12 protein-coding genes are annotated in these 15,517 nt (G+C 72.6%); 7 read left to right on the plus strand and 5 right to left on the minus strand.

The features are described 5' to 3' along the window. Positions 1-23: 23 nt before the first annotated feature. Positions 24-1,751, minus strand: coding sequence for a RecQ family ATP-dependent DNA helicase (locus RTA_RS02215; RefSeq protein ID WP_013899742.1), 1,728 nt, complete (start codon positions 1,749-1,751; stop codon positions 24-26). A 2-nt stretch (positions 1,752-1,753) separates the two neighbouring features. After that, positions 1,754-2,137, minus strand: coding sequence for a hypothetical protein (locus tag RTA_RS02220; RefSeq protein ID WP_013899743.1), 384 nt, complete (start codon positions 2,135-2,137; stop codon positions 1,754-1,756). 134 nt (positions 2,138-2,271) lie between these two features. Here RTA_RS02220 and RTA_RS02225 point away from each other — a divergent pair, with 134 nt between their 5' ends. The 4 genes from RTA_RS02225 to RTA_RS02240 all read left to right on the plus strand — a co-directional run bounded on the left by RTA_RS02225 (position 2,272) and on the right by RTA_RS02240 (position 9,024). After that, positions 2,272-3,249 carry a chemotaxis protein CheB gene (locus tag RTA_RS02225; RefSeq protein ID WP_013899744.1) on the plus strand — a complete coding sequence of 326 codons (978 nt, stop codon included), beginning with the start codon at positions 2,272-2,274 and terminating at the stop codon, positions 3,247-3,249. Between the two features lie 27 nt (positions 3,250-3,276). Next, the gene (locus RTA_RS19605) at positions 3,277-7,902 is read left to right on the plus strand and encodes a PAS domain S-box protein (RefSeq protein WP_013899745.1); all 4,626 of its coding nucleotides are present in this window, start codon (positions 3,277-3,279) and stop codon (positions 7,900-7,902) included. 115 nt (positions 7,903-8,017) lie between these two features. Beyond that, positions 8,018-8,284: a DUF378 domain-containing protein gene (locus tag RTA_RS02235; protein WP_013899746.1), complete on the plus strand. Its 267-nt coding sequence runs from the start codon at positions 8,018-8,020 to the stop codon at positions 8,282-8,284. Positions 8,285-8,286: 2 nt separating this feature from the next. Then, positions 8,287-9,024, plus strand: a complete 738-nt coding sequence (locus tag RTA_RS02240; protein ID WP_013899747.1) for an SGNH/GDSL hydrolase family protein — start codon at positions 8,287-8,289, stop codon at positions 9,022-9,024. A gap of 7 nt (positions 9,025-9,031) precedes the next feature. On the opposite strand, the gene RTA_RS02245 is transcribed toward RTA_RS02240, so the two are convergent. Then, positions 9,032-12,091, minus strand: a complete 3,060-nt coding sequence (locus RTA_RS02245) for an L-glutamate gamma-semialdehyde dehydrogenase (RefSeq protein ID WP_013899748.1) — start codon at positions 12,089-12,091, stop codon at positions 9,032-9,034. Between the two features lie 84 nt (positions 12,092-12,175). Between RTA_RS02245 and RTA_RS02250 the strand changes: the two genes are divergently transcribed. From RTA_RS02250 to RTA_RS02260, 3 genes are all read left to right on the plus strand, one after another. Then, positions 12,176-12,640 (plus strand): Lrp/AsnC ligand binding domain-containing protein, encoded by a 465-nt coding sequence (locus RTA_RS02250; protein ID WP_013899749.1) that lies wholly within the window; start codon positions 12,176-12,178, stop codon positions 12,638-12,640. A gap of 124 nt (positions 12,641-12,764) precedes the next feature. After that, positions 12,765-12,989 (plus strand): hypervirulence associated TUDOR domain-containing protein, encoded by a 225-nt coding sequence (locus tag RTA_RS02255; protein WP_013899750.1) that lies wholly within the window; start codon positions 12,765-12,767, stop codon positions 12,987-12,989. Beyond that, entirely contained in the window at positions 12,986-13,339 is a 354-nt protein-coding gene (locus tag RTA_RS02260) for a DUF3140 domain-containing protein (protein WP_013899751.1), read from the plus strand. The genes RTA_RS02255 and RTA_RS02260 overlap by 4 nt, the downstream gene beginning before the upstream one ends. A 30-nt stretch (positions 13,340-13,369) precedes the next feature. On the opposite strand, the gene RTA_RS02265 is transcribed toward RTA_RS02260, so the two are convergent. Further along, entirely contained in the window at positions 13,370-15,100 is a 1,731-nt protein-coding gene (locus RTA_RS02265; RefSeq protein WP_013899752.1) for an ABC transporter substrate-binding protein, read from the minus strand. 95 nt (positions 15,101-15,195) lie between these two features. Beyond that, positions 15,196-15,504, minus strand: coding sequence for a DUF2160 domain-containing protein (locus RTA_RS02270; RefSeq protein WP_013899753.1), 309 nt, complete (start codon positions 15,502-15,504; stop codon positions 15,196-15,198). Between the last annotated feature and the right edge of the window lie 13 nt (positions 15,505-15,517).

A 15,517-nucleotide genomic window follows, 5' to 3' on the forward strand; every position in this document is an offset into this window, starting at 1 on the left:
TTGCTTTGCCCGCGAAAACAGCTTCAGGCCGCCTGGGTGCTGGCCGGGGCGCTCCTGGGCTTGTAGCGTGCGACGTACTCGGGCTGGAAGCTGCGCAGCTGCCCGTCGGCGAAGGCCACCGTCACCTGCACGCTGGACGCCTCGCGCACCTCGCCGCGGCCGTAGCGCCTGACCTTGACCAGGTCGCCGGGTGCCAGGGCAGGCGGCGATGCGGGCGCGGGCTTGCGCAGGCCGGCGTCGGGCTGGACCGCCGGCGCAGACGCCTGTGCGGCCTCGGCCTGCCGGATGCGCACGCAGTTGTCGCAATGGCCGCAGTGCTCGAATCCGGCATCGCCCTCCAGGTGCTCGAGCAGCACCCGCCAGCGGCACTGGCCGGTCTGCGCGTAGAACACCATGCGCTCCAGGGTCTCGCGGTCCTGCTCGCGCTTGTCGCGGTAGGCCGCCATCAGCGGGCGCACCGCGTCGCCTTCCAGGTTCTCGCGCAGCAGCCGGATGCCGCCATCGGCATCAATGGCGACGATGCCGCGCCGGCGCAGCAGGCCCAGCGCCACCTGGAGCTTGGACTTGGGACGCCCCAGCCAGGCCTGCAGCAGCGCCAGCGTCCAGGCGCCGCCCTCGTGCGGCGGCCCGCGCAGGGCCTGGTACAGCGCCACGGCATCGTCGTCGGTGGGGTAGCGGCCGGCCATGAAGAACTGCTGCACCGCCTTGTCGGCGCGCAGGTAGAGCAGGTGGCACAGCGCCGCCTGCCCGTCGCGCCCGGCGCGGCCGGCCTCCTGGTAATAGGCCTCCAGCCCGGACGGCAGCTGGTAGTGCAGCACGAAGCGGATGTCGGGCTTGTCGATGCCCAGGCCGAAGGCGTTGGTGGCCACCATGACGCGCAGGCGGCCCTCCATGAAATCGTCCTGCGCCGCGGCGCGCGCGGCCGCGGGCAGCTTGCCGTGGTACAGGCCGGCGCTTTCGTCGGCGGCCAGCAGGGCCTCGTGCAGCGCCTGCGCGGCCTTCACGGTGGCGGTGTAGACCAGGCCGCTGCCCTGGGCGCCGCGCACGAAGGCCAGGGCGCGCTCGAGCTTCTCCGGCTCGCGCGCGACCTGCTCCACCTTGAGCGCCAGGTTGGGCCGGTAGGCGCCGGTGTTGACGATGCCGGCGGCGGGGATGCCCAGCTGCTGCGCGATGTCACGCGCCACCTCCTCGGTGGCCGTGGCCGTGAGCGCCAGCACGGTGGGCCGGCCCAGGGCCTCGACCGCCGGCCCGATCTCCAGGAAGGCCGGCCGGAAATCGTGGCCCCACTGCGAGATGCAGTGCGCCTCGTCCACCACCAGCAGGCTGGTGGGGTGCCCGGACAGCGATTGCACGAAGCCTGGTTCGGCCAGCTTCTCCGGCGTGAGCAGGAGGATGCGCGCGGAGCCGTCCTCGGCGGCGGCTTGCGCCGCACGCGCCTCCTCGCTATCCAGAGCGCTGTTGAGCTGGACCGTGTGGACGCCGTGCTCGCGCAGCGACTCGCACTGGTCCTTCATCAGCGCGATCAGCGGCGAGACCACGACCGTGCGGCCGGGCAGCAGCACGGCCGGCAGCTGGTAGCACAGCGACTTGCCCGCGCCGGTGGGCATGATGGCCAGCGTGGGCCGGCCGGCCAGCACCCGGTCGATCACCGCGCGCTGGCCGGGGCGCATGCGGCGCACGCCGAAGGTGCGCTCCAGCGTCGCCTGGACCTGCTGCCGCGTGGCCGGCGCAGCCGCCTTGCGGCCTGCCATCCTCAGCGGTCGGACTCGGCCGTGCCCTCGTCGGCGCCGGCGTCGTCGGCATCCAGGTCGGTGAACTCCTGGCCATCGGGGTCGGCTTCGGGAAAGCCGTTGCCGCTGCCGGGGATGTTGTCGTCCTCGTTCATGCCGGCCGCTTCGCCGGCGGCGTCCATGCGCACCACGCGGTCGGGCGCGATGTCGGCGCCTTCCACCGCGTCAGCGCCGGCCACGGCGCCGCGCTCACCGGTGCCGGCACCGTCGCTGTCGCCGTGGATCTCGTCGGAGAACAGCGCATCGCTGCCGCTGTCGCTGCTGTCGCTGGGTCCCAGCAGGTCGCTGCCGCGGCCGCTGGGTTGGGTGGGCGCCCGGTCGGCGCCCAGGATGCTGCTGTAGGCCATGTGTCCTCCGAGGAATGGGTGCGTAGCGGCAGTGTGGGCGCGCACCCGGGCCCGCGGCGTCGGCTGCGGCGTGCGCCGGCTGTGGGACAAGGGCTACGCGCGGCGCGCGGCACCGTTCTTGCCCTTGTCCGTGCATGACATCTGCTCCCGTGGTGGTGATCGGTGCCTCCTTCGGGGGCGTCAACGCCTTGCTCGAACTGGCCGCCGCGTTGCCGCCGGACTTCCCCGCCATCGTGGGGGTGGTGCTGCACGTGGGCAGCCGCGCCAGCATCCTGCCCCAGCTCCTCAGCCGGCGCGGACCCCATCCGGCGGTGCACCCGAAGGACGGCGAGCCGCCCCGGCCCGGGGTGCTGTACGTCGCCCCGCCGGACCACCACCTGCTGCTCACGCCGCAGGCGGTCCGCCTGAACCGCGGGCCGCGCGAGAACTATGCGCGCCCGGCCATCGACCCCCTGTTCCGCAGCGCCGCCCTGGGCTGGCGCGAGCGCGCCATCGGCGTCATCCTCACCGGCGACCTCGACGACGGCACGGCCGGCCTGGCCGCCATCAAGCGGTGCGGGGGCATGGCGGTGGTGCAGGACCCGCAGGAAGCGGTGGGGCCCAGCATGCCGGCCAGCGCGCTGGCCCATGTGCAGGTCGACCACTGCGTGCGGCTGGCGCAGCTGGCGCCGCTGCTCGCGAAGCTGGTGGGCCAGCCCGCCCGGTCGCCCGCCACGGTGCCGCAAGACTTGCAAAGGGAGCAGGCCCTGTTCGAAGGAAACGATCCCATGGACCAACTCGCGCATCTCGGAGAGCCCTCCCTGCTGACCTGTCCCGACTGCGGCGGCGGCCTGGTCGAGCTGAAGGGGTCGCAGCCGCTGCGCTACCGCTGCCACACCGGCCACGGCTTCACCGCCCGCTCGCTGGAGGCGGCGCAGCAGGAGCAGGCCGACCACGCGCTGTGGAGCAGCCTGCGCTCGCTGCAGGAGCGCAGGCTGCTGCTGCTGCGCCTGGCCACCGTGGCCGAGGCCACGGGCGATGTGGCGCAGGCGCAGGCGGGCCGCCGCCAGGCCGAGCGTCTGCGCGAGCAGGCCGAACAGCTGAGCAGAATGATCGAGTCAGCGGACGCATAATCCATGCCCCGACCGGAAGGGGCAGGGATGAGCGCACAACCCGAAGCAGAACAGCACCAAGAACCCCCGACGGATGGCCTGGACGACGCGGTGCCCAGCCAGGGGTATCGCCTGATTCCGCTGGTGGGGCTGGGCGGCTCGGCCGGGGCGATCCCCGTGCTGCAGCAGTTCTTCCGCGCTGTGCCGGCCGAGGCCGGCCTGGCCTTCGTGGTCGTCATCCACCTCAATGCGGAGCACGAAAGCACGCTGGCCGAGCTGCTGCAGCGCACCACTCGCATGCGCGTCACGCAGCTGACCGAGCGCCAGCGCGTGGAGCCCAACACCGTCTACGTCATCCCGCCCGGCAAGTCCATCAAGGTGGGCGACGGCTTCCTGCGGCTGGACAGCCTGCAGCCCGAGCGCCGGCACGTGGCGGTGGACCTGTTCTTCCGCTCGCTGGCCGACGCGCACGGGCCGCACTCGGCGGCGGTGGTGCTGTCGGGCGCGGACGGCGACGGCGCCATCGGCATCAAGCGGATCAAGGAGCGCGGCGGCCTGACCATCGCGCAGGACCCGCAGGAGTGCGAGCATGGCGGCATGCCGCGCAGCGCGATCGCCACCGGCATGGTCGACTGGGTGCTGCCGGTGGCCGACATGGCGCCGCGGCTGCTGGCCTACTTCCGCCTCGAGAAGGCCCTGCGGCTGCCGGCCGAGGAGGCGCCCCCGGCGGCGGCCGCGCCGCCCGGGGGCCCGGGGCCGGCGGGCGACGGCGAGGAGGCGCCCCTGCGCGACGTGCTGGCCTTCCTGCGCACCCGCACCGGCCGCGACTTCTCGGCCTACAAGCGGGCCACCATCGTGCGGCGCATCGCCCGCCGCATGCAGGTCAACGGCACCGACAACCTGCACGGCTACCTGAACTGCCTGCGCACCCGGCCCGGGGAGGCGGGCGCGCTGCTGCAGGACCTGCTGATCAGCGTCACCAACTTCTTCCGCGACGCCGACTGCTTCGGCGCGCTGGAGGCGCACCTGGGCGAGCTGTTCCGTGACAGGGCGCCGGGCGACACGCTGCGCGTCTGGGTGCCGGCCTGCGCCACCGGCGAGGAGGCCTATTCGCTGGCCATCCTGCTGTGCGAGCGGGCCCGGCAGCTCGACGCGCCGCCGGTGATCCAGATCTTCGCCACCGACCTGGACGAGGAGGCCATCCGGGTGGGGCGCGAGGCGGTGTATCCGGCCACCATCGAGGCCGACGTGCCGCAGGAGCACCTGCGCCGCTACTTCCTCAAGGAGCACCAGGGCTACCGGGTGCGCCGCGAGGTGCGCGAGCTGGTGCTGTTCGCCCAGCACGACGTGCTCAGGGACTCGCCGTTCTCGCGGCTGGACCTGGTCTCCTGCCGCAACCTGCTGATCTACCTGAACCGCGAGGCGCAGCAGCGCGTGTTCCAGACCTTCCACTTCGCCCTGCAGCCCCACGGGCGGCTGTTCCTGGGCGCCTCGGAGTCGATCGAGGAGGCCGGCGGCCTGTTCTCGGTCATCGACAAGAAGAACCGCATCTTCGGCCTGCGGCCGGCACCGCGCCTGAGCCCGCCGACGCCGCACGGCCCGAGCTCGCTGGCGCTGGCGCTGGACCTGCCGCCGGCGCTGGCCGAGGCGCCCGCGATCCCCGGCCGCGGCCTGCAGCCGGTGGTCGCGCCGGTGCGTGCGCACCGGGCCGGCGAGGCCGGCCGCGGCACCTCCTGGGGCGAGGTGCACTTCAAGCTGCTGGAGGTGCTGGCGCCGCCCTCGGTGCTGGTGGACGCGGAGCACGAGATCCTGCACCTGTCGCCACAGGCCGGCCGCTTCCTGCAGTACGGCGGCGGCGAACCCAGCCGCAACCTGATGCGCGCCGTGCACCCCAGCCTGCGCATCGAGCTGCGCGCGGCCCTGTTCCAGGCGGCCCAGACGCAGCAGACCGCCGAGGTGGTCGCCACCCCGGTGGAGCTCGCGGGCCAGCCGATGGAGGTGCAGCTGCGCGTGAGCCCCACGCTCGAGCTGGCGCCGGACCTGTTCATGGTGATGTTCTCGGCCCGTCCGGTGGATGCCGCGCGCGCTCCCGCCCTGGCGGGGCCGGAGCGCGCCGGGGCCGACCCGGTGGCCCACCACCTCGACCGCGAACTGGAGCGGCTGAAATCGCACCTGCGCGACACGGTGGAGCAGTACGAGGCCTCCACCGAGGAGCTCAAGGCCAGCAACGAGGAACTGCAGGCCATGAACGAGGAGCTGCGCTCGGCCACCGAGGAACTGGAGACCAGCCGCGAGGAGCTGCAGTCCATCAACGAGGAGCTCTCCACGGTCAACTACGAGCTCAAGGCCAAGGTGGAGGAGCTGGCGCACGCCAACAGCGACATCCACAACCTGATGGACGCGACCGAGATCGCCACGGTGTTCCTGGACCGCGAGCTGCGCGTGATGCGCTACACGCCGTCGGCCGTGCGCATCTTCAACCTGATCCCCACCGACCTGGGCCGGCCGCTGGCCGACCTGGCGACCCGGCTGGAGTACCGCGAGCTGGGCGACGACGCCCGGCGGGTGCTGGAGCGGCTGATCCCGGTCGAGCGCGAGGTCGGGCTGGCGGACGGCAACTGGTTCCTCACGCGCCTGCTGCCCTACCGCACCCTGGACGACCGCATCGCCGGCGTGGTGCTGTCCTTCATCGACATCACCGAGCGCAAGAAGGCCGAGGAGGTGCGGCTGTGGCTGTCGGCCGTGGTCAACTCGACCAGCGACGGCATCGTCAGCTTCGCGCCGGATCTCACCGTGCTGAGCTGGAACTCGGGCTGCGAGCGCATCTTCGGCTGGAGCGCGCAGGAGATGATCGGGCAGTCGCTGGCCCTGACGGCGCCAAGCCAGGAGGAGCGGCTGCGCGCCAACGTGCGCCTGCTGGAGGAGGGCCGGGACCTCCATTTCGAAACCCTGCGCTGGCGCAAGGACGGCACCGAGATCCAGGTGGCCCTGTCCATCTCGCCCATCCGCGACCCCGACGGCCGGGTGATCGGCGGCACCGCCATCGTGCGCGACGTCACCGAGACGCGGCGCGCGCAGGAGCAGCTGCGCGCCAGCGAGGAGCGGCTGCGCCTGATCGTGGAGAACGCGCGCGACTTCGCCATCTTCTCGCTCGACCCGGAGCGCCGCGTCACGGCCTGGAACAGCGGCGCCCAGCGCCTGCTCGGCTACTCCGAGGAGGAGGTGCTCGGCCGCAGCGGCGACGTGATCTTCACCGAGGGCGACCGGGCCGCCGGCGCTGCGGAAGCCGAGGCGCGCAAGGCGCTGGCCGAGGGCCGGGCCGAGGACGAGCGGCCGCACCGGCGCAAGGACGGCAGCACCTTCTGGGCCAGCGGCGTGGCCATGCGCATGGACGACGCGGCGGGCACGGCGGTGGGCTTCGTCAAGATCCTGCGCGACCAGACCGAGCAGCGCGAAGCGCGCGAGGCGCTGGTGCGCAGCCAGGGCGAGCTGGTGCGCGCGCTGGAGGACAACCTGCGCGCGCGGCGCGAGCTGGAGGCGGCCGACGCGGCCAAGGACCGCTTCCTGGCCGTGCTGTCGCACGAGCTGCGCAACCCGCTGGCTTCCATCAGCAGCGCCTCGGAGATGCTGGCCGCGCCGGATACGTCCGGCGACGACCTGCGCCGCGCCGCCGACGTGGTGCGGCGCCAGGCCGACGCCATGCGCGAGCTGCTGGACGACCTGCTGGACGTTTCGCGGCTGCGCCTGGGGCGGCTGACGCTCAAGCGCCAGCCGGTCCTGCTGGCGGACGTGGTGGCCGCCGCGCTGGAGAGCACGCGGCCGCTGGTGCGCGCCGCCGGCCACCGGCTGACGGTGCGCCTGCCGCAGGAGCCGCTGTGGCTGCAGGCCGACCCGCTGCGGCTGGGGCAGCTGCTGTCCAACCTGATCGGCAACGCGGCCAAGTACACGCCCCACGGCGGGAAGATCGAGCTGTCGGCCGAGGCCGACCCGGAGCAGGTGGTCGTCACCGTGGCCGACAACGGCATCGGGATAGATCCGTCCGAGATCGAGCGCATGTTCGACCTGTTCACGCAGGCCCATGACGAGCGCGGCCGGCCCAACGACGGCCTGGGCATCGGGCTGGCGCTGTCGCGCAGCATCGCCGAACTGCACGGCGGCTGGCTGCGCGCCGCCTCGGCCGGCCGCGGCCAGGGCAGCCGGTTCCAGCTGGGCCTGCCCCTGCACCGGCCCGGCGCGGCCGAAGGCGCGGCAGCGGCCGCGGCGCCGGCTTCCTCCCCGCCGGCGGCGGAGCCGGGTGGCGGGGAACTGGTGCTGATCGCCGACGACAACGTCGACGCCGCCTGGGCGCTGGCCAAGCTGATGGAGCTGTCGGGCTTCCAGGTGGTGGCGGTGCACAGCGGCGAAGAGGCGCTGCGGCTGGCCCAGGCCCGGCGGCCGGCCATCATGCTGGTGGACATCGGCATGCCCGACCTCAGCGGCCACGAAGTGGCGCGGCGCGTGCGCGCCGGCGCGGGCGGCCAGGACGTGATGCTGGTGGCGGTGACGGGCTGGGGCCAGGAAGGCGACCAGCGCGACTCCCTGGCCGCCGGCTTCGACGCCCACCTTACCAAGCCGCTGAACATGGGCCGGCTCAAGTCGCTGCTGGCTGAGCTGCGGCGGCGCCGCGCGCGCTGAACGGGCGCGGTCCTTTCCGAGGGGGCGGCGCGGCCTGGTCTGACGCGCCGCGCACCCGGGGTTTGCCACATTGGCCGGCACTCCCCCGCATCCCCTGACTGAAAGGAAAATACCCATGGCAACCGACATGCGCCCGGGCTCCTCGGCCGCCCCGCTGGCCGCTTCCCCCACCCACCTCAATGCGCTGGACTGGATCTCGCTGGTGCTGATGATCGTCGGCGGCCTCAACTGGGGCCTGGTGGGCGCCTTCGACTTCGACCTGGTGGCCGCGCTGTTCGGCAGCGGCAGCATGCTCTCGCGCATCGTCTACATCCTGGTCGGCCTGGCCGCGGTGTACGGCATCGTCCTGATGGCGCGGCTGGCCCGCGGCCCGGCGCGCTGAGCGTGGACGCCTGGACGGCCGCCGCCTGCGGCGCGCTGTCGGCGGCATTGACGGGCGTGGTCCTGCTGCAGGCCGCCCGGCTGCAACGGGCCATCCAGCTGGCCGAGCGGCACCGGGCGCTGCCCCTGTTCCAGCGGCGGCGCCCCGGGGCGCCGCTGCGCATCCTGCTGCTGGGCGACAGCACCGGCGTGGGGGTGGGCTGCGACCCGGCCTCGCACTCGATAGGCGCGCGCCTGGCGCGCGACTGGCCCGACGCCGAGATCGTCAACGCCTGCAGCAGCGGCGCCCGGGTGCGCGACACGCTGGCGCGGGTGGCACGCGAGTCGCCGCAGTGGCGGCGCTTCGACCTGGTGCTGCTGCAGGTGGGCGGCAACGACGTGCTGCGCTTCGCGCGGCTGGATGCGCTGCGGCGCGACCTGCAGGAGCTGCTGGCGCGGCTGGCCGGCATCGCCGACCACGTGGTCTGGGCCGGCCTGGCCAACGTGGGCCGGGCGCCGCTGTTCATCCCGCCGTTCTCCTGGCTGCTCAGCGGCCAGGCGCGGCGCTGCTGCCGCCTGTTCGCCGAGTGCGCGCGGCAGGCGGACGTGGCCTTCATCGATTTCTACCGCGAGCCCTCGGAAGACCCGTTCTCGGCGGACGCGCCGCGCTACTACGCGCACGACGGCCTGCATCCCAGCGGCGAGGCCTACGCGTACTGCTACCGCGCCATGCGGCCGGTGATCGCGCGGGCGCTGGCCTAGCCGGGCATCAGCCCGCCAGCAGGGCGACGTTGCCGCCGGCCGCCGCCGTGTTCACGGTCAGCGTGCGCTCGGCGCAAAAGCGCGGCAGGTAATGCGGGCCGCCGGCCTTGGGCCCGGTGCCCGACAGGCCCTCGCCGCCGAACGGCTGCACGCCCACCACGGCGCCGATCATGTTGCGGTTGACGTAGACGTTGCCCACCCGCGCCCGCGCGGCCAGCGCCTGGGCGCGGCTGTCGATGCGCGTCTGGATGCCCAGCGTCAGGCCGTAGCCCAGCGCGTTGACCTGCTCGACCACCGCCTGCGGGTCGCCCGACCAGCGAGCTATGTGCAGCACCGGGCCGAAGATCTCGCGCTGCACGTCGGTGACGCGCTCCACCTCGAAGGCCTGGGGCGCGATGCAGTGCGGCGGCGCGGCGGGCGCCTCGGCGGGGGCAAGCACCGCGCGGGCCGTCTGGCGCAGCCGCTGCAGTTCCCCCTGGAGGCCGGCGAAGGCCTGCGCGTCGATCACCGGGCCGACGTCGGTGGACAGCAGGGCCGGGTCGCCCACCGTGAGCTCGCGCGCGGCGCCGGCCACCATCTCGATCACCGCGTCGGCGATTCCCTCGTGCACGCACAAGAGCCGCAGCGCCGAGCAGCGCTGGCCGGCCGAGCGGAAGGCGCTTTGCACCACCGCGTCGGCCACCTGCTCCGGCAGGGCGGTGGAGTCGACCAGCATGGCGTTGATGCCGCCGGTCTCGGCGATCAGCGGGACGATGGCGCCGTCCTTGGCGGCCAGGGCGCGCTGGATCAGCCTGGCGACCTGGGTGGAGCCGGTGAACACCACGCCGGCGACACCGGGCGCCGCGACCAGGGCCGCGCCCACCGTCTCGCCGGGGCCGTGCAGCAGCTGCAGCGCGTCCGGCGGCACGCCCGCCTCGTGCAGCAGGCGCACCGCTTCCCGGGCGACGGCCGGCGTCTGTTCGGCCGGCTTGGCCAGCACGGTGTTGCCGGCGGCCAGGGCGGCCGCGACCTGGCCGGTGAAGATGGCCAGCGGGAAGTTCCAGGGGCTGATGCAGACCCAGGGTCCGCGGCCGGCCAGGCGCAGTTCGTTGCGCTCGCCGGTCGGCCCCGGCAGCAGCGCGGGCTGCATCACGCGTTCGGCCTCGCCGGCGTAGTAGCGCAGGAAGTCCACCGCCTCGCGCACCTCGGCCACGGCGTCGCCCCAGGTCTTGCGCCCCTCGGCGACCAGCAGCGCGCACAGCGGCGCCATGCGCGCCTCCATGGCATCGGCGGCGCGGCGCAGGGCTTGGGCCCGTTCGGCCACGGGCCGGGCATCCCAGGCCGGGAAGGCCGCGGCGGCGCGCGCCACCGCGGCCGGCGCTTCGCCCGCCTGCGCCTGCGCCACCGGCGGCACCCGCAGCTGCGCATGCGCCGCCAGCAGCGGCGCGCGCATCGCCGCCACCGCCAGGTCCAGGCCCGCGCTGTTGCGCCGGCCGGGCCCGTACAGCCCGGCCGGCAGCGGCAGGGCCGGCTGCTGCGCCAGCCGCGCCAGCGAGGCCCGGGCCTGGGCCAGCGGCGAGGCCAGCAGCTGGTCCAGGCCCACGGATTCGTCGGCCAGCTGGTGCACGAAGGAGGAGTTGGCGCCGTTCTCCAGCAGTCGGCGCACCAGGTAGGCCAGCAGGTCGCGGTGCTTGCCGACGGGTGCGTAGACCCGCACGCGCGGCTCAAAGCCTCCCCCGGATGGGGGAGGTTGGGTGGGGGCGAGCCCAGCCTGCCCCGAAGGGGTGTATCGCGAAAGAATTTCGCGATACACCCCCTCTCCCATGCCGTGCAGCCGTTGCAGTTCGAATGCGGCACCCTCGCGCTCGGCCATCTGCCGGATGGCGGCGATCGTCCCGGCGTTGTGCGTGGCGAACTGCGGGTAGATGGCGTCGGCGGCCTGCAGCAGCGCCCGGGCGCAGGCCAGGTAGGACACGTCGGTGTGCTGCTTGTGCGTGAACACGGGGTAGTGCGGCAGGCCCAGCTCCTGGGCGCGCTTGATCTCGGCGTCCCAGTACGCGCCCTTGACCAGCCGGCACATGAAGCGCAGGCCCAGGCGCCGCGCCAGGTCCGCCACGTGCTCGATCAGTTCCAGCGCGCGCGTCTGGTAGGACTGCAGCGCCAGGCCGAAGCCGCTCCAGCGCGGATGCCGCTGCGCGACGCTTTCGGCCAGCGCCTCGAACACCGCCAGCGACAGCTCCAGCCGGTCCACCTCCTCGGCGTCGATGGTGAGGTTGAGGTTGGACCGGGCGGCCTGCTCGCACAGCTGCCACACGCGAGGCACCAGCTCGCGCAGCACGCGCTCGCGCTGCGCCTCCTCGTAGCGCGGGTGCAGCGCGCTCAGCTTGATGGAGATGCCGTCGCTCTCGGCCGGCGCCCGCGCGGCGTCGCCGCGCGCCGCGATGGCGGCGATGGCCGCGCGGTAGCTGGCCAGGTAGCGCTCGGCGTCGTGCGCGGTGCGCGCGCCTTCGCCCAGCATGTCGTAGGAGAACAGCAGCGCGGGCTGGGCGCGCCGGGCTGCATCCGCTTCGTCCAGCGCGGCGCCGATGTCCTGCCCCAGCACGAACTGGCGGCCCAGCAGCTGCACCGCGCGCAGCGTCGCGGCCACCACGGTGCGCGCGCCCAAGCGGGCCAGCAGGCCGCCGCCGTCCGGGGCGTCCGCCTGCTCCGGCAGCAGCTTCTTGGACAAGGCGATCGCGGCATTCGACAGCCGCGCCAGGGCGCCGTCGGCCGCGCCGGAGAAATCGGCACGGCCCAGCTGGTCGGCGGTCAGCGCCACGGCAGTCTCGGCGTCCGGCACGCGCAGCAGGGCCTCGGCCAGGCGCATCAGCGCCAGCCCCTCGGCGCTGGAAATGGGGTACTCCTTGAGCAGGCTTTCCATCGCCCAGAAAGGCGGCGGATGCCGGCGCACCGCCTGCACCCAGGGGGCGGCGGCGGCCGCGGCGGCAGCCCAGTCGAGGGCGCCTTCGAGCCGGCGCAGGCGGTCGGCCAGGACGGCGGCTTCGGGGCGGTAGGGGGAAGGCAGGCGGTCGGCGGCAGGTGTGTCCATGCCGCCATGGTGACGGGGTCTGTGGTGAATTTCAGGCTAAATATCGCCTTATCGCCGAACAATTCACTACGAAAAGGCTGGGCCGTGGCCGACATCGACCGCATCGACCGGAAGATCCTGGACGTGCTGCAGCACGACGGGCGCATCTCCAACCTCAAGCTGGCCGAGGCCGTGGCGCTGTCGCCCACGGCGGTGCTGGCGCGGGTGCAGCGCCTGGCGCGCGAGGGCTACATCCTGGGCTACGAGGCGCGCCTGGACCCGGCCAAGCTGGGCGCCGGCCTGCTGGTGTTCGTCGAGGTGCTGCTGGACCGCACCACGCCGGGCGTGTTCGACGCCTTCAAGGCGGCGGTGCAGGTGCATCCGGAGATCCTGGAGTGCCACATGGTGGCTGGCGGCTTCGACTACCTGCTCAAGACCCGCATGGCCGACATGCCGGCCTACCGCGGCTTTGCCGGCACGGTGCTGTGGCAGCTGCCGGGCGTGCGCGAGACGCGCACCTACGCGGTGATGGAGGAGGTGAAGAACACGGCCCGGCTGGCGCTGGGCTGAGCGGTGCCGGTGGGCAGTTTTCCTCACCCGGGCCGGGCGCGATGCGTCCTGGGCCGTTGCTGAGCCCCCGCTGGCGCGGGGAAGGTCACCATGGACCGTCCTCAACCCGACAAGGAGCAGCACGATGACCGACAAGTTCAGGCCGGGCGACCCGGTGGAGTGGAACTCGCACGGCGGCATCGCCAAGGGCAAGGTCAAGAAGAAGCTGACCAGCCGCACCCGCATCAAGGGCCACCAGGTGGCCGCCTCGCCCGACAACCCGGAGTACCTGGTCGAGACCGCCAGCGGGGCGCAGGCCGCGCATAAGCCCTCGGCGCTGCGCAAAGCGGGCCAGGAGGACAAGGCATGACGGCCGAGGCCGCATCGACCCTGGACGAGGCCAAGACCGTCCGCAACGAGTTCCGCGAGGCGGTGAACATGACGGTCGCGGAGCTGGAGAAATGGCTGGCCACGCCCGAGTCGCGCGAGGTGGGCTGGAAGGAGGAGGGGCAGGGCGAGTCCGTGGGCCACGCCTCCGGCCGGCGCATCGTGGAGCTGCTGGGCAAGCGCGCCCGCGACCTCAGCCGCGACGACCTGGCCCACATGCGCAAGGTGGTGGGTTACGTCCACCGCCACCTGGCGCAGCGCCCGCAGGCGGTGGAGAAGAGCCGCTGGCGCTATTCACTGATGAACTGGGGGCACGATCCGATGCGCCGCTGAGCGGCCGTCGGCCTCGTGCCCCGGGGCCGTTCAGCGGACCTTGCCGTCCTTCCAGGCCTGCAGCAGCTTGTCGTAGTCGATGGTCTCGCCCTTGGGCTTCTCGTTGGCCAGCTTGGCCCAGGGGGCGCCATTGGTGCTCAGGTACTTGGCCGGGTCTCCCTTGGGATTGAGCTTGGGCGCGCACTTGGCCATCCCGGCGCGCTCCAGCCGCGCCATCACCTGGTCCATCTCCTCGGCCAGCGTGTCCATCGCGGCCTGCGGGCTCTTCTCGCCGGTCACGGCCTGGGCCACGTTCTTCCACCACAGCTGCGCCAGCTTGGGGTAGTCCGGCACGTTGGTGCCGGTGGGCGTCCAGGCGACACGGGCCGGGCTGCGGTAGAACTCGACCAGGCCGCCCAGCTTGGGCGCCATGTCGGTCATGGCCTTGGACCGGATGTCGGATTCGCGGATGGGCGTGAGGCCCACCAGGGTCTTCTTCAGCGACGTGGTCTTGGCGGTCACGAACTGCGCATACAGCCAGGCCGCCGCCGTGCGGTTGGCGTCATGGCCGTTGAAGAACGACCAGGAGCCCACGTCCTGGTAGCCGTTCTGCATGCCCTGCTTCCAGTAGGGGCCGTTGGGGCCGGGGGCCATGCGCCACTTGGGCGTGCCGTCGGCGTTGACCACCGGCAGCCCGGGTTTGGTCATGTCGGCGGTGAAGGCGGTGTACCAGAAGATCTGCTGCGCGATCTGGCCCTGCGCCGGCACCGGCCCGGACTCGCCGAAGGTCATGCCGGTGGCGTCCTTGGGCGCGTACTTCTTCATCCAGTCCACGTACTTGGTCAGCGCGTAGACGGCCGCCGGCGAGTTGGTCGCGCCGCCGCGGGCCACCGAGGCGCCCACGGGCGTGCACTTGTCGGCGGCCACGCGGATGCCCCACTCGTCCACCGGCAGGCCGTTCGGGTTGCCGACGTCCGCGGTGCCGGCCATGGACAGCCAGGCATCGGTGAAGCGCCAGCCCAGCGACGGGTCCTTCTTGCCGTAGTCCATGTGGCCGTAGATCGGCTTGCCGTCGATGGTCTTCACGTCCTCGCTGAAGAAGGCGGCGATGTCCTCGTAGGCGCTCCAGTTCAGCGGCACGCCCAGGTCGTAGCCGTACTTGGCCTTGAACCTGTCCTTCAGGTCCTGGCGGGCGAACAGGTCGGCGCGGAACCAGTACAGGTTGGCGAACTGCTGGTCGGGCAGCTGGTAGAGCTTGCCGTCCGGCGCCGTGGTGAACTTGGTGCCGATGAAGTCCTTGATGTCCAGCCCGGGGTTGGTGAACTCCTTGCCCGCGCCGGCCATGTAGTCGGTCAGGTTCATCATCTTGCCGTAGCGGTAGTGCGTGCCGATCAGGTCGCTGTCGCTGATCCAGCCGTCGTAGATCGACTTGCCGGACTGCATCGAGGTCTGCAGCTTCTCCACCACGTCGCCTTCCTGGATCAGGTCGTGCTTGACGCGGATGCCGGTGATCTCCTCGAAGGCCTTGGCCAGGGTCTTCGATTCGTACTCGTGGGTGGTGATGGTCTCGGACACGACCGAGATCTCCTTCACGCCCTTGGCCTGCAGCTTCTTGGCGGCCTCGATGAACCACTTCATCTCGGCCATCTGCTGGTCCTTGCTCAGGGTCGACGGCTGGAACTCGCTGTCGACCCACTTCCTGGCTTCGGCCTCGCCGGCCCAGGCCTGGCTTGCGACCGCGCAGGCGGCGGCCAGGGCCAGTGCGGAATAGCGCATCTTCATCTCATGTCTCCTCAAGGATCACGCGCTCCCCCGATCTGCAGTGAGGGTCACCACGGCCCCGGGGAAGCAACCGGGCCGGATTCCCGAAACCAAGGCTAGCCGCGCCGCATGATCAGGGCCAGCACGGCCATCGAGACGGCGAAACTGATCCAGATGCTGGGCTCGCGCTCCAGCCCGAACCACTGGGTGAACTTGCCGGCCAGGCCGATGAACGCCAGGTTGATGTAGCCTGCCGCCAGCAGCCCGATGAACAGCCGGTCGCCGCGCGTCGTGGCGATCGGCAGGAAGCCCTTGCGCAGGGTGGTGGGCGACTTGAGCTCCCACACGGTCATGCCCGCGAGTAGCAGCACGATGCAGGTGAAGAACACCGCCACCGGCAGGGTCCAGGCCATCCAGTCGAGCATGGCGGTCCTCCTT

The organism is Ramlibacter tataouinensis TTB310, assembly GCF_000215705.1.
In the GTDB taxonomy this organism is placed as follows: domain Bacteria; phylum Pseudomonadota; class Gammaproteobacteria; order Burkholderiales; family Burkholderiaceae_C; genus Ramlibacter; species Ramlibacter tataouinensis.

Bases quoted from the DNA above. Each gene is read 5' to 3' on its own strand.
- RTA_RS02270 (WP_013899753.1), bottom strand. From the start codon at position 15,504: ATGCTCGACTGGATGGCCTGGACCCTGCCGGTGGCGGTGTTCTTCACC.
- RTA_RS02225 (WP_013899744.1), top strand. From the start codon at position 2,272: ATGACATCTGCTCCCGTGGTGGTGATCGGTGCCTCCTTCGGGGGCGTC.
- RTA_RS02255 (WP_013899750.1), top strand. From the start codon at position 12,765: ATGACCGACAAGTTCAGGCCGGGCGACCCGGTGGAGTGGAACTCGCAC.
- RTA_RS02245 (WP_013899748.1), bottom strand. From the start codon at position 12,091: ATGGACACACCTGCCGCCGACCGCCTGCCTTCCCCCTACCGCCCCGAA.
- RTA_RS02260 (WP_013899751.1), top strand. From the start codon at position 12,986: ATGACGGCCGAGGCCGCATCGACCCTGGACGAGGCCAAGACCGTCCGC.
- RTA_RS02265 (WP_013899752.1), bottom strand. From the start codon at position 15,100: ATGAAGATGCGCTATTCCGCACTGGCCCTGGCCGCCGCCTGCGCGGTC.
- RTA_RS02235 (WP_013899746.1), top strand. From the start codon at position 8,018: ATGGCAACCGACATGCGCCCGGGCTCCTCGGCCGCCCCGCTGGCCGCT.
- RTA_RS19605 (WP_013899745.1), top strand. From the start codon at position 3,277: ATGAGCGCACAACCCGAAGCAGAACAGCACCAAGAACCCCCGACGGAT.
- RTA_RS02220 (WP_013899743.1), bottom strand. From the start codon at position 2,137: ATGGCCTACAGCAGCATCCTGGGCGCCGACCGGGCGCCCACCCAACCC.
- RTA_RS02215 (WP_013899742.1), bottom strand. From the start codon at position 1,751: ATGGCAGGCCGCAAGGCGGCTGCGCCGGCCACGCGGCAGCAGGTCCAG.